At 65.5% G+C, this 13,411-nt stretch carries 9 protein-coding genes; 7 read left to right on the forward strand and 2 right to left on the reverse strand.

What is annotated here, in order from left to right; all coding sequences use genetic code 11:
- Nucleotides 1-28: 28 nt before the first annotated feature.
- Nucleotides 29-670 carry a bifunctional 4-hydroxy-2-oxoglutarate aldolase/2-dehydro-3-deoxy-phosphogluconate aldolase gene (locus OKW52_RS14295; protein ID WP_264506314.1) on the forward strand — a complete coding sequence of 214 codons (642 nt, stop codon included), beginning with the start codon at nt 29-31 and terminating at the stop codon, nt 668-670.
- Here the strand turns inward: OKW52_RS14295 and OKW52_RS14300 are convergent.
- Nucleotides 667-1,461 carry a crotonase/enoyl-CoA hydratase family protein gene (locus OKW52_RS14300; protein ID WP_264506315.1) on the reverse strand — a complete coding sequence of 265 codons (795 nt, stop codon included), beginning with the start codon at nt 1,459-1,461 and terminating at the stop codon, nt 667-669. The genes OKW52_RS14295 and OKW52_RS14300 overlap by 4 nt on opposite strands.
- Before the next feature lies 1 nt (nt 1,462).
- Entirely contained in the window at nt 1,463-4,957 is a 3,495-nt protein-coding gene (gene dnaE / locus OKW52_RS14305) for a DNA polymerase III subunit alpha (RefSeq protein WP_264506316.1), read from the reverse strand.
- A gap of 214 nt (nt 4,958-5,171) precedes the next feature.
- Here dnaE and xdhA point away from each other — a divergent pair, with 214 nt between their 5' ends.
- From xdhA to OKW52_RS14335, 6 genes are read left to right on the forward strand one after another with little or no spacing between them, the layout of a single operon-like run.
- Entirely contained in the window at nt 5,172-6,548 is a 1,377-nt protein-coding gene (gene xdhA / locus OKW52_RS14310; protein ID WP_264506317.1) for a xanthine dehydrogenase small subunit, read from the forward strand.
- The gene (xdhB, locus tag OKW52_RS14315; protein ID WP_264506318.1) at nt 6,545-8,911 is read left to right on the forward strand and encodes a xanthine dehydrogenase molybdopterin binding subunit; all 2,367 of its coding nucleotides are present in this window, start codon (nt 6,545-6,547) and stop codon (nt 8,909-8,911) included. The genes xdhA and xdhB overlap by 4 nt, the downstream gene beginning before the upstream one ends.
- Complete coding sequence (xdhC, locus tag OKW52_RS14320; RefSeq protein WP_264506319.1) at nt 8,904-9,857, forward strand: xanthine dehydrogenase accessory protein XdhC; 954 nt, start codon at nt 8,904-8,906, stop codon at nt 9,855-9,857. The genes xdhB and xdhC overlap by 8 nt, the downstream gene beginning before the upstream one ends.
- Nucleotides 9,854-11,371, forward strand: coding sequence for an ABC transporter ATP-binding protein (locus tag OKW52_RS14325; RefSeq protein WP_264506320.1), 1,518 nt, complete (start codon nt 9,854-9,856; stop codon nt 11,369-11,371). Before xdhC ends, OKW52_RS14325 begins: the two co-directional genes overlap by 4 nt.
- The gene (locus OKW52_RS14330) at nt 11,358-12,455 is read left to right on the forward strand and encodes an ABC transporter permease (RefSeq protein WP_264506321.1); all 1,098 of its coding nucleotides are present in this window, start codon (nt 11,358-11,360) and stop codon (nt 12,453-12,455) included. The genes OKW52_RS14325 and OKW52_RS14330 overlap by 14 nt, the downstream gene beginning before the upstream one ends.
- Nucleotides 12,455-13,387, forward strand: coding sequence for an ABC transporter permease (locus tag OKW52_RS14335; RefSeq protein ID WP_264506322.1), 933 nt, complete (start codon nt 12,455-12,457; stop codon nt 13,385-13,387). The genes OKW52_RS14330 and OKW52_RS14335 overlap by 1 nt, the downstream gene beginning before the upstream one ends.
- The last annotated feature ends 24 nt before the right edge of the window (nt 13,388-13,411 follow it).

Below are 13,411 nucleotides of genomic sequence, written 5' to 3' on the forward strand. Positions count from 1 at the left end.
AAAAACCACATGTCGAATGAGGCCGCCGATGAATCCTGCCCTGCAAAGTCACGCCACACGCAGCCTGTGCGATCTTGCGCCGGTGATCCCGGTTCTGGTGATCGAGGATGTCGCTCATGCCGAACCGCTCGCGCGGGCGCTCGTCGCGGGCGGTTTGCCCGTGCTCGAAGTCACGCTGCGCACCGACTGCGCGCTTGAAGCCATGGCGGCGATGGCGACCGTGCCGGGCGCTCGGGTCGGTGCGGGAACGGTGCTCAGCGCACATGACGTGAAGCGGGCCAAGGCGGCGGGCGCAACCTTTGCCGTGTCGCCCGGTGCAACGCCCGCGCTGATCGCCGCCTGTGCCGCGCAGGGCCTGCCTTTGCTGCCGGGCGCGGCCACGGCGAGCGAGGTCATGGCGCTCTTGGAACTCGGGTATCGGACAATGAAATTCTTCCCCGCCGGTCCCGCCGGTGGTCCGGCTCTGCTCAAGGGACTCTATGGTCCGCTACCGCAAGCGACCTTCTGCCCGACCGGTGGCGTCAGCCCGCAGAATGCCGCTGACTATCTGTCGCTGCCCAACGTCGCCTGCGTCGGCGGTAGCTGGGTTGCTCCGGCGAAGATGATGGCGGCAGGCGATTGGGACGGCATCACGGCGCTGGCGCGGCAAGCGGCAAGCCTGAGCCGTTAATCGAACGACCCGCCGCGCCCGGCCCCTTGGGCAAAGCGCGTCGCCCCGGCGATACCCTCGGCCAGCACCATTCCGGCGCTCACCCATTCGCGCTTGAGCGCTGCGGCCAGATCCGCCGGGGCCATGCGGGCCGAGAGAAAATCGGCGCGCAGGCAGCCCTGCGGAAACCGCGTGAGGCTTTCGGCCAGCGCCAACGCGGTCTCAAGCGCCGCGCCCGGCGCGGTCACGCGGTCGGCCAATCCGATCCGCGACGCTTCATCCGCCCCCACCGGCCGGCCCGTCAGGATCAGGTCATTCGCCCGGCCTTGGCCCACGACGCGCGGCAGTCGAACCGTACCGCCGTCAATCAACGGCACGCCCCAGCGGCGACAGAACACGCCAAACGTCGCGTCCTGCGCCATGACGCGCAGATCGCACCACAGCGCCAGTTCCATCCCACCCGCGACGGCGGGGCCTTCAACGGCAGCGATCACTGGCTTGGACAGCATCAGCCGCGAAGGCCCCATCGGACCGGGGCGCGGATCGTTCACCGGATCGCGCCAGTCAGCGGGCAAATCCAGCCCGCCGATCCAGTCCGCCCCGTCCCCAGTTGAGGCCGACTTCAGATCAAACCCCGCACAGAACGCCCCGTCCGCGCCGGTCAGGATGGCCACATCGACCGTTTCATCTGCGTCAAACGCCAGCGCCGCGTCGTAAAGCGCACGCGCCAGCGCAGGGTTCACCGCATTGCGGGCCTCGGGCCGTGAAAGGGTCCAGACCCGTATCCGCCCCTGCGTTGTGAGTGTCAGCACATCAGACCTCCTCGATTGCGAGCACGCCCTCAATCGCCCGGACCTGCTGTTTGAGCAGCGGCGTCACCGGGACCTGACGGCCTGCGTCGATCTCGATCTCGCCGCCGGTCAGCGGGTCGGGCACGCAGAACCGCAGCGGGCCGAAGGCCTTGCGCGGCGCGTTGGGCGGCAGGTTGTCGAAGACGTCAAGCAATTCGCTCAGCGCACCGGGGGCTTCCAGCCGCACGCGCAAACCGGCGGCCCCGGCATCGGCGACCACATCGTCAATCGGCGCCGCCCCGCGCGCCAGCAGTTTGAGCGTATCGCCCTCGAGCGTGGCCTCGACCGTCAGCACGACATTCATCCCGGTTTCCAGATGCTGGCGCGATGCTTCCAGCGTTTCGGAGAACACCGTGACCTCAAAAAGCCCGGTCGGATCAGAGAGTTGCACGAAGGCAAAGCGGTTGCCGCGCGCCGATTTACGCTCTTGCCGCGAGCTGACCGAACCCGCGATCCGCGCCACCAGCGCGCCGCCTTGCGCCTTGCGGGTCAGCTCGGCCAGCGTCACCACGTCCTTGCGTTTGAGCGCGCCTGCGTAGTCATCCAGCGGATGACCCGACAGGTAGAAGCCGATCGCCGCGTGTTCATGCGTCAGCTTGTCGGTCGGCAGCCAGTCCCCGGCCTTGCCCAGACGCGGCGGCGGCAGGTCGTCACCGCCCGCGAACAGCGAGTTCTGGCCGGAACTGGCCGCCTCGAACACCGCCGCCGAATAGGCGACCAGCCCGTCGAGGCTGTCGAACACCCGCTTGCGGCTTTTTTCCAGCGTGTCGAACGCCCCGGCACGCGCCAGCATTTCCAAGGGCCGCTTGCCGACTTTCTTCATGTCCACGCGCCGGGCGAAATCGGTCAGATCGCGGAACGGCGTGTCGCCGCGCGCCTCGACCAGCAGGCGCATGACCTCCATCCCGACGTTCTTCAACGCGCCCAAGGCATAGACCAGACGCCCCTCAACCACGCTGAACGTCGCCAGTGAACGGTTGACGCAAGGAGGGACAATCTCGATCCCCATGCGGTCGACTTCGCGTTTATAGACCGCCAGCTTGTCGGTCAGATGGATATCGCAGTTCATCACCGCGGCCATGAATTCGACCGGGTGATTGGCCTTCAGCCAGCCGGTCTGATAGCTGACCACAGCATAGGCGGCGGCGTGGGATTTGTTGAAGCCGTAGTTGGCGAATTTTTCCAGAAGGTCAAAGACTTCCCCGGCTTTCTTCGCGTCGATTCCATGCGTCGCCTTGGCCCCGTCAATGAACTTGGGCCGCTCTTTCGCCATTTCCTCGGCGATCTTCTTACCCATCGCCCGGCGCAGCAGATCCGCCCCGCCCAGCGTGTAGCCGCCCATCACCTGAGCGATCTGCATCACCTGTTCCTGATAGACGATGATGCCTTGGGTTTCGGCCAGAATGGGGTCAATCGTCGGGTGCAGGGACTCCAGTTTCTTGGTGCCGTGCTTGACCTCGCAATAGGTCGGGATGTTCTCCATCGGGCCGGGACGATACAGCGCCACCAGCGCCACGATATCCTCGATACAGGTCGGTTTCATCCGCCGCAGCGCGTCCATCATGCCCGAGGATTCCACCTGGAACACGGCGACGGTCTTGGCTTCAGCGTAGAGGCGATAGGTGCGCGGATCGTCGAGCGGGATCAGGTTGATCTCGTTCTCGGTTCCGGCGGGCGGCTCATACAGCATCTCGCCGTTCGGGGCGATGTGCAGATCGCGGCCCGAGGTGCGGATCAGGTCGATGGCGTTCTGGATCACGGTCAGGGTTTTCAGACCCAGAAAGTCGAACTTGACCAGACCGGCCTGCTCGACCCATTTCATGTTGAACTGCGTGGCCGGCATGTCCGAGCGCGGATCGCGGTAGAGCGGCACCAGCGCATCCAGCGGCCGGTCGCCGATCACCACCCCGGCGGCGTGGGTCGAGGCGTTGCGCAGCAGACCTTCAACCTTTTCGGCAAAATCGAGCAGCCGCCCGACAACCTCTTCCTTGGCCGCTTCGCGCAGGCGCGGCTCATCGGCCAGCGCCTTGGTGATCGAGACCGGCTTGACCCCCTCGACCGGGATCATCTTGGAAAGCTTGTCGACCTGCCCATAGGACATCTGCAACACGCGGCCCACGTCGCGCACCGCCGCCTTGGACAAAAGCGCACCGAAGGTGATGATCTGTCCCACTTTTTCGCGGCCGTATTTCTCTTGCACATAGCGGATCACCTCTTCGCGGCGGTCCATGCAAAAGTCGATGTCGAAGTCGGGCATCGACACCCGTTCAGGGTTCAGGAAGCGCTCGAACAGCAGCGCATAACGCAGCGGGTCAAGATCGGTGATGGTCAGCGCATAAGCCACCAGCGACCCTGCACCCGAGCCCCGGCCCGGTCCGACCGGAATGCCCTGATCCTTGCCCCATTTGATAAAATCGGCAACGATCAGGAAGTAGCCCGGGAACCCCATCTTCTCGATGATCCCCAGCTCGAAATCGAGCCGCGCCTGATATTCCTCAGGCGTCACCGCATGCGGGATCACCTTGAGCCGGTTTTGCAGCCCCTCATTGGCCTGACGACGCAATTCCTGCACCTCGTCATCCGCGAACTTGGGCAGGATCGGGTTGCGTTTGTAGGTCGCAAAGGCGCAGCGTCTGGCAATCTCGACGGTGTTTTCCAGCGCCTCCGGCAGATCGGCGAACAGCGCGGCCATCTCGTCCGGGGTTTTGAGATAATGCTGCGGCGTCAGGTGGCGGCGCGGTTCCTGCTGGTCAACATAGGCGCCTTCCTTGATGCACAAAAGCGCGTCATGGGCCTCGTACATCTTGGCGTCGGGGAAATAGACATCGTTGGTGGCAACGATCGGCAGATCCATCGCATAGGCCATCTCAAGAAACGGGCGCTCGGTGCGCTGCTCGGCCTCGGTCAGCGCGCCCCCTTCGCCGGGGTGGCGCTGGAGTTCGACGTAGAAGCGCTCTGCATAGATCTCGGCAAAGAATGCCATCAACTCACGGGCCCGCGCGCCCTGCCCCTCACGGATCAGCCGCCCGACCACGCCATCCGGGCCGCCCGACAGGCAGATCAGCCCCTCGGCGTGCTGGGCCAGATCGTCAGGGGTGACATGGGGAAGCGAGCCATCCGTGCGCAAATAGAGGCACGAGTTCAGCTTCATCAGGTTCTCATAGCCACGCTCGGTCTGCGCCAGCAGCACCAGCGGCGCGGCAGGCCGGGGTTTTTCGCCCGTTTGCTGCACCGGCAGCTGGACGTCGATCTGACATCCCACAATCGGCTGAATGCCAGCCCCTTTGGCCAGCACGGAAAATTCCAGCGCGGCGAACAGCGCGTTTGTATCGGTAATCGCCACGGCGGGCATGTCGCGCTTGGTGCAGGTCTTGATTAGTGCCTTGACCGGAACCGCGCCTTCCAGCAACGAGTATTCGGTATGCACACGCAGGTGGATGAATCGAGGGTTGGCCATGGTTCCAGCTTATCCGGCAGGCAGTCGCGCGCAAGGGCGGCGCTATTTTCAACAGATGGGCGAAAATGCTTCTCAGGGCCGCAGCAAGTCTGTGCTTGCCTGAAAAGCCCGGTCACTGTTCACTGAACGATAAGAACAAGGGGCACCCCCGGCGCTTTACGCCGCATCGGGCGCAGGGAAAAGCCCTCTCGGGGAGAAAGCGGCGGATCGACGCATGACCAGTATCAGGTTTGTTCTCAACGGAACGGACGTGGAGGTTGCAGGGCAACCGGCCACGCGCACGCTGGTGGACTGGCTGCGCGAAGACCGCGGCCTGAAAGGCACCAAGGAAGGCTGCAACGAGGGCGATTGCGGGGCCTGCACGGTCATGCTGTCGGATGAGCGCGGCAGCCGGGCGGTGAATGCCTGCATCCTGTTCCTCCCGCAACTGCATGGCAAAGTCGTGCATACGGTTGAGGGACTGCGCAGCCCTGACGGCGCGCTGCACCCGGTGCAGACGGCGATGGTGGCCGAGCATGGCAGCCAATGCGGTTTCTGCACCCCCGGTTTCATCATGTCGATGGCGACGGGCCATCTGAACGGCGAGACGGACCACGACACGCATCTGGCGGGCAACCTGTGCCGCTGCACCGGCTATGCGCCCATCGTGCGCGCGGCTGAGGCGGCGGCGAAAGAGCCGGTGCCAGCGTGGTTGGCGGCGCAAGCGGCAGCACTGCCGGACGTTGATGCGCCCGAGGGCGTGGCCCTGCCCCGCAGCTCGGACGAACTGGCGGCGTGGTACAGCGCCAACCCCGAGGGCCGCTTGATCGCCGGGGCTACGGATGTCGGTCTGTGGGTGACCAAGCAGTTGCGCGACCTCGGCCCGGTCGCGTTTCTCGCCGGTGTCGAGGACATGCGCGGCATCGAGATCACCGAGGACGCCATCCACATCGGCGCGGTCACCACGCTGGCCGAGCTTCTCCCCGCCATTGCCCCTTTCTACCCCGGCTTCGCCGCGATGATCCGCCGCTATGGCTCGGCGCAGGTCCGCGCCGCTGCCACGCTGGGCGGCAATATCGCCAACGGTTCCCCCATCGGCGACAGCCCGCCCGCGCTGATCGCGCTGGGGGCCACGCTCTATCTGCGCAAGGGGGATGAACGGCGGTCGATGCCGATCGAGGCGTTCTTCCTTGACTACGGCAAGCAGGACCGCGCGCCGGGCGAATTCGTCGAGGCGGTCAGCATTCCGCGCGGCCCTGACCGGCTGAAATGCTACAAGATCTCCAAGCGGTTTGATCAGGACATCTCGGCTTTGCTTGGGTGCTTCAACCTCACCATTGAGGGCGGCACCGTCACCGCCGCGCGCATCGCCTACGGCGGCATGGCGGGCATTCCCAAACGTGCCGCTGCGGTCGAGGCCGCGCTGATCGGCCAGCCGTGGTCCGAGGCGACGGTGCAAGCTGCCCTGCCCGCGTTCAAACACGATTTCCAGCCGATGTCGGACATGCGTGCCTCGGCGGACTACCGGATGCAGGCCGCGCAGAACCTTCTCTTGCGCTATTTCCTTGAAGATCAGGGCCTTGCCACCGATGTGCTGGAGGTTTCAGCATGAGCGCGATCCACAAACCCGTCCCGCATGACGCGGCCCCTCTGCACGTCACCGGTGAAGCGCGCTATGTCGATGACATCCCCACGCCCGCAGGCACGCTGCATCTGGCCTTTGGCCTGTCGACCGTCGCGCGCGGCGCGATCACCGCGATGGACCTTGCGGCGGTGCGGTCCGCACCCGGCGTTGTGGCGGTGCTCAGCGCCGAGGACATCGGCGATGCCGATTGTTCACCCTCAAACAATGACGAACCGCTGTTGGCCACGGGCACGGTTCACTATGTCGGCCAGCCGGTGTTTCTGGTCATCGCCGACACGCATCTGAACGCCCGCAAGGCGGCGCGCAAAGCGACGATTGCCTACGCCGAGGAACCGGCGATCCTGACGGTCGATCAGGCCCTTGCTGCCGAGTCGTACTTTGAGGGCGGACCGCGCATCTGGGCGCGCGGCGAACCCGCTGACGCCATCGCCAAAGCCCCCCGCACCCTCGAGGGACGGATCGAGATGGGCGGGCAAGAGCATTTCTACCTTGAAGGTCAGGCCGCGCTGGCCAGCCCGCAAGAGGGCGGCGACATGCATGTGGTCTCCTCGACCCAGCACCCGACCGAGATCCAGCACAAGGTCGCCCATGCGCTGCATCTGCCGATGCACGCGGTGCGCGTGGAAACCCGGCGCATGGGCGGCGGGTTTGGCGGCAAGGAGAGCCAGGGCAACGCTTTGGCCGTCGCCTGCGCACTGGCTGCGCGGCACACGGGCAAGGCCTGCAAGATGCGCTATGACCGCGATGACGACATGGTCATCACCGGCAAGCGCCATGATTTCCGCATTGATTACACCGTCGGCGTGGACGGCGAGGGCAAGGTTCTGGGGATCGAGTTTCGCCACTACACCCGCGCGGGCTGGTCACTGGACCTGACCCCGCCGGTTGCCGACCGGGCAATGCTGCACGCCGACAACGCCTATTGGCTGCCGAATGTGCGGATTGAGAGCCACCGTTTGCGCACCAACATGTGCTCGGCAACGGCGTATCGCGGTTTCGGTGGCCCGCAGGGGATGCTGGGCATCGAGCGGGTGATGGACCACATCGCCGCCGAGCTGAAGCTTGAACCGCTCAGCGTGCGCAAGGCCAACTTCTACCGCGCGGCGACGCCGCCCAAGACCGGCCCGGGCACAGCCAAGCGGTTTGGCGGCGCGCATAGCCCCATGCAGCCCGAGGATACCGGCCCGCAGACCACGCCCTACGGCCAGCCGGTCGAGGATTTCATCCTGCACGAACTGGTCGCGCAGCTGGAGAAATCGAGCAATTACGCCGCGCGCAAGGCCAAGGTTGCTGAGTGGAACGCCGCCAATCCCGTGCTGAAAAAGGGCATCGCGCTGACGCCGGTCAAGTTTGGCATCAGCTTCACCCTGACCCATCTCAATCAGGCGGGCGCGCTGGTGCATGTGTATCAGGACGGCTCGATCCACCTGAACCATGGTGGCACGGAAATGGGTCAGGGCCTGTTCCAGAAGGTAGCCCAAGTGGCCGCCGCCGCCTTTGGCGTACCGCTTGAGGCTATCAAGATCACGGCGACGGATACCGCCAAGGTGCCGAATACCTCCGCCACGGCCGCGTCGTCGGGGTCGGATCTGAACGGGATGGCGGTGAAAGCCGCCTGCGACACGATCCGCGACCGCATGGCCGAGCATCTGGCGCACCTGCACCAGACCACGCCCGACGCGGTGGTGTTCGAGGACGGCATCGTCAGGGTCGGTGGCGCCGAGATGAGCTTCGCCGAGGCCGCCACTTCCGCCTATTCCAACCGCGTCAGCCTGTCCTCGACCGGGTTTTACGCCACGCCCAAGCTTTCGTGGGACCGCGTTGCGGGTCAGGGACGCCCGTTTTTCTACTTCGCCTATGGCGCAGCCTGCGTCGAGGTGGTGATCGACACGCTGACCGGTGAGAACCGCATGCTGCGCGCCGATATCCTGCATGACGCGGGGGCCTCGCTGAACCCGGCGCTGGACAAGGGTCAGGTCGAGGGCGGCTTCATTCAGGGCGCGGGCTGGCTGACCACCGAGGAACTGGTCTGGGACGACAAGGGCCGGTTGCGCACCCACGCACCCAGCACCTACAAGATCCCCGCCTGTGGCGACCGTCCGCGCGTGTTCAACGTCGATCTGTGGATCGGCGCGAACCCTGAAGAGACGATCCACAAATCCAAAGCCGTCGGCGAGCCGCCCTTCATGCATGGCATCGCCACGCTGCTGGCGCTCAGCGATGCGGTGGCGGCCTGCGGCGACGGGTCCGAATACGTCAATCTCGACGCGCCCGCGACGGCGGAATGCATTCTGGCCGCGGTGGTTCGCCAGCGGGGCGGGTATGTTTGACCGCGCCGGGCTTGCGCAGGCGGTGGCCAGCCACGGCGCGGTGACGCGGGTGGTGATCTGCGGTCATCAGGGCTCGTCCCCGCGCGAAGCCGGGGCGGCGATGCTGGTCTGGGCGGACGGGCAGTCGGGCACGATTGGCGGCGGCGCGCTGGAGTTTGACGCAACAACGAAGGCGCGGGCGATGCTGGCGGGCGGCGCGGCGCGGGTCGAGAAAACGGCACTGGGCCCGGCCTTGGGGCAATGTTGCGGCGGGGCGGTGACCCTGGGGTTTGAGCGCTTCGATGCGTCGGTATTAAGGGAAGTGCCGGAAACGGGTCTCTTTGCCCGCCCGGTGGCCCGCGATGCGGCAGCAGAGCCCCCGCTGGCCATCCTGCGCGCGCTCAAAGCTACGCGCAATCAAGGCACGGACACCCCCGCCCTGCGCTACCTCAACGGCTGGCTGGCCGAACCCGTCTCACCCCCCGCCCGTGATCTGTGGATCTGGGGCGCGGGCCATGTCGGGCGGGCGCTGGTGAACACGCTGCATCCCCTGCCCGGCCTGCGCCTGACGTGGATCGACACCGACTCGGGCCGTTTCCCCGACACCATCCCCGCAGGCGTCACCGCCCTGACCGCCGCCAACCCCGCCACGTTGACCCCACAAGCGCCGCCCGACGCCGAACACCTGATCCTCACCTTCAGCCACGCGCTCGACCTCGACCTGTGCCACCGCCTGCTGACCCACGGCTTCGCCGCCTGTGGCCTCATCGGCTCGGCCTCGAAATGGGCACGGTTCCGTTCCCGCTTGCAGGCGCTGGGCCATGCGCCCGTGCAAATCGACCGCATCCGCTGCCCCATTGGCGATCCGTCTTTCGGCAAACACCCCCAAGCCATCGCCATTTCCGTCGCCGCCGAGATGCTCGCGCGGCCCCTCGCCCTTGCCCCAGCCAGAGAGATCGCCCGTTGAGCACACCCCTCTTGTCCCTACAGGGCCTGACCAAGGTCTACCCCGGCGTCGTCGCCAACAGTGACGTCAGTTTTGATATTGGCGAGGGCGAGGTCCACGCCCTGTTGGGCGAGAATGGCGCGGGCAAATCCACGCTGGTCAAGGCGATCTACGGGTTGATCCGGCCCAATGAGGGACAGATGCTGTGGCGCGGCGAGGTCTATGCACCGACCGCCCCGGCGCAGGCGCGGGCCACCGGTGTGGCGATGGTGTTCCAGCATTTCAGCCTGTTCGACGCGATGGACGTGGCCGAGAATGTGGCGCTGGGCATGGACAATCCGCCCCCCATCGGCGCGCTGTCGGCCAGGATCACCGAGGTGTCGAACAACTACGGCCTGCCGCTGGACCCGCACCGCATGGTGGGTGATCTGTCCGCCGGTGAGCGTCAGCGGGTCGAGATCATCCGCTGCCTGCTGCAAAACCCGCAACTGCTGATCATGGACGAGCCGACATCGGTGCTGACCCCGCAAGAGGTGGACATCCTGTTCCGCACCCTGCGGCAGCTCAGGTCCGAGGGGAAATCCATCCTTTATATTTCGCATAAACTCGAAGAGATCCGGGCGCTGTGCGAGAATGCCACCGTGCTGCGGCTGGGCAAGGTGGTGGGCCGCGCCGATCCGCGCAAGGAAAGTGCCCGCTCGCTGGCCGAGCTGATGGTCGGGCAAGTGCTGCACACGCCCTCACGCGAAGCGGGCACGCCGGGGAAGATGCTGCTCAAGGTGACGGATCTGTCGGTCGCATCGCCTTCGGCCTTTGGCACCTCGCTCAAAGGCGTCAACCTGTCGGTGCGCGCGGGTGAGGTGCTGGGGATCGGTGGCGTCGCGGGCAATGGACAGGATGAGCTTTTGGGCGCGCTGTCGGGCGAGATCCGCGCGGATAGCGCGGCGGTGCAGATGGACAGCACCCCCGTCGGGCACTTCGGGCCGACGGCCCGCCGCGCCATGGGGCTGCTGTGCGCGCCCGAAGAACGGCTGGGCCACGCCGCCGCGCCTGATATGAGCCTGACCGAGAACGCCCTGCTGACCGGGGCGTACCGTGAGAAACTGGTGAGCCGGGGCTTTGTCCGCTGGAGCAAGGCCAAGACCTTTGCCGAAACGGTGATCAAGCGTTTCGACGTGCGCACCCCCGGCCCGCATGTGGCCGCGCGCGCGCTGTCCGGCGGCAACCTGCAGAAATTCGTCATCGGCCGCGAGATCCTGCAGCGCCCCTCGGTGCTGGTGGTCAACCAGCCGACATGGGGCGTCGATGCCTCGGCCGCCGCGCAGATCCGGCAGGCCATTCTCGATCTGGCCCAAGCCGGGGCCGCCGTGGTGGTGATCAGTCAGGATCTGGATGAATTGCTTGAAGTCGCAGACAATTTCGCTGCCCTCAATGGCGGACGGCTCAGCGCGCCAAAACCTGTGCAAGGCCTGACCATGGACCAGATCGGCCTGATGCTGGGCGGCGCCGAAGGAGAAACCCATGCTGCGGCTTGAAAAACGTCCCTCACCGTCGAAACTGTGGAACTACGCCACGCCCGTGGTGGCCGTCCTGGCAACCATGATCGCGGGCGGCATCCTGTTCATGGCGCTGGGCAAGAACCCGTTCGAGGCGATCAAGCTGATCTTCTGGGATCCGCTGTTCAGCGAACAATTCGCCAGCTATTCGCGCCCGCAACTCTTGATCAAGGCCGGGCCGCTGATCCTGATCGCCGTCGGCCTGTCGGTCGGTTTCCGCGCCGGGATCTGGAACATCGGGGCCGAGGGGCAATACATCATCGGCGCGCTCTGCGCCGCTGCCGTGGCGCTGGCCTTCTATCCGGCGGAAAGCTGGCTGGTGTTCCCGCTGATGATCATCGCGGGTGCCGCGGGCGGCTGGGCCTGGGCGATGGTCCCGGCGATCCTGAAGACGCGGTTCAACACCAACGAGATCCTCGTCTCACTGTTGATGGTCTATATCGCCGAAAAGCTTCTGGCGGCGGCCGCGACGGGCTTCATGCGCAACCCGCAAGGCGCGGGCTTTCCCGGGTCGCGCAACATCCACAACTATGCCTCGGCCTCGAACCAGGAGCTGATCGCCAATACCGGGATGCACTGGGGCGTGGTCGCGGCGCTGATCGCGGTGATCTTTACCTATGTGCTGCTGCAACGGCATATTCTGGGCTTTCACGTGCAGCTTGCCGGTCAGGCCCCGCGCGCGGCGCGCTTTGCGGGTGTGGCACCGGCGCGGCTGGTGCTGATGTGTCTGGGGCTGTCAGGAGCCTTCGCCGGAATGGCGGGCATGTTCGAGGTCGCGGGCCCTGCCCGCCTGATCACCATCGATTTCAACGCAGGCTATGGCTTCACCGCGATCATCGTCGCGTTTCTGGGCCGGTTGCATCCGGTGGGCATCGTGCTGGCCGGGTTGCTTCTGGCACTGACGTATATTGGCGGGGAGCTGGCGCAGTTCATGCTGAACCTGCCTGCCGCGGCCATTCAGGTGTTTCAGGGCATGCTCTTGTTCTTCCTGCTCGCCCTTGACGTCTTGTCCAATTATCGCGTCCGGCTGAGCTTTCCCAGCCGCAGCTCGGAGGCCGTGTGATGGATTTCGGATCAATCAACCCTGTTATCCTAATCGCCTCGCTGATGGTGGCGGCGACCCCGATCCTGCTGGCCGCGATTGGCGAGTTGGTGGTGGAAAAGGCCGGTGTCCTGAACCTTGGGGTTGAGGGCATGATGATCACCGGGGCCGTCGCTGGCTTTGCCATCGCCGTAACCACGCAGAACCCCTATCTGGGGATGCTCGGCGCGGTTGTTGCGGGAGCGCTGGTGTCGATGCTCTTTGCGGTGCTGACGCAGCTGCTGATGGCCAATCAGGTCGCCTCGGGCCTTGCGCTGACGCTGTTCGGGCTGGGGTTCTCGGCCCTGCTGGGACAAAGCTATGTCGGCATCGTGCCGCCCCGGACGCCCAAACTGGATTTCGGCCCGTTGACTGATCTGCCGGTGGTCGGTCCGATCCTGTTCAACCATGACATCCTCGTCTACGTCTCGATCGCGCTGGTCGCGGCGGTCTGGTACTGGCTGAACTATTCGCGCGGCGGACGGGTGCTGCGCGCGGTGGGCGAGAACCACGATTCAGCCCATGCGCTTGGCTACAAGGTCACCCGCGTGCGCATTCTGGCCATCGCGTTCGGCGGGGCCTGCGCGGGCCTTGGCGGTGCGTATCTGAGCCTTGTGCGCGTGCCGCAATGGACCGAAGGCATGACAGCCGGTGCAGGCTGGATCGCCCTCGCTTTGGTCGTTTTTGCATCATGGAGGCCCTGGCGTGCCCTGGCAGGTGCTTATCTTTTCGGCGGAATCATGGTGTTGCAGTTGAATCTGCAGGCAGCGGGCTTCCGTATCCCGGTGGAATATCTTGCCATGTCGCCGTACATCATCACCATCCTTGTGCTTGTGATCATGTCGTCGAATCGGGCACGCCGCAGCATGGCCGCGCCGGGTTCGCTGGGTCGGTCTTTTCACGCCGCCGGATAAACCGGCGCTTTCATTCCGGGCCTT

This window comes from Pararhodobacter zhoushanensis, from assembly GCF_025949695.1.
Lineage (GTDB): Bacteria > Pseudomonadota > Alphaproteobacteria > Rhodobacterales > Rhodobacteraceae > Pararhodobacter > Pararhodobacter zhoushanensis_A.

Coding starts and splice junctions, on each gene's coding strand:
- OKW52_RS14295 (WP_264506314.1), top strand. CDS start 29: ATGAATCCTGCCCTGCAAAGTCACGCCACACGCAGCCTGTGCGATCTT.
- OKW52_RS14335 (WP_264506322.1), top strand. CDS start 12,455: ATGGATTTCGGATCAATCAACCCTGTTATCCTAATCGCCTCGCTGATG.
- dnaE (WP_264506316.1), bottom strand. CDS start 4,957: ATGGCCAACCCTCGATTCATCCACCTGCGTGTGCATACCGAATACTCG.
- OKW52_RS14330 (WP_264506321.1), top strand. CDS start 11,358: ATGCTGCGGCTTGAAAAACGTCCCTCACCGTCGAAACTGTGGAACTAC.
- xdhC (WP_264506319.1), top strand. CDS start 8,904: ATGTTTGACCGCGCCGGGCTTGCGCAGGCGGTGGCCAGCCACGGCGCG.
- xdhB (WP_264506318.1), top strand. CDS start 6,545: ATGAGCGCGATCCACAAACCCGTCCCGCATGACGCGGCCCCTCTGCAC.
- xdhA (WP_264506317.1), top strand. CDS start 5,172: ATGACCAGTATCAGGTTTGTTCTCAACGGAACGGACGTGGAGGTTGCA.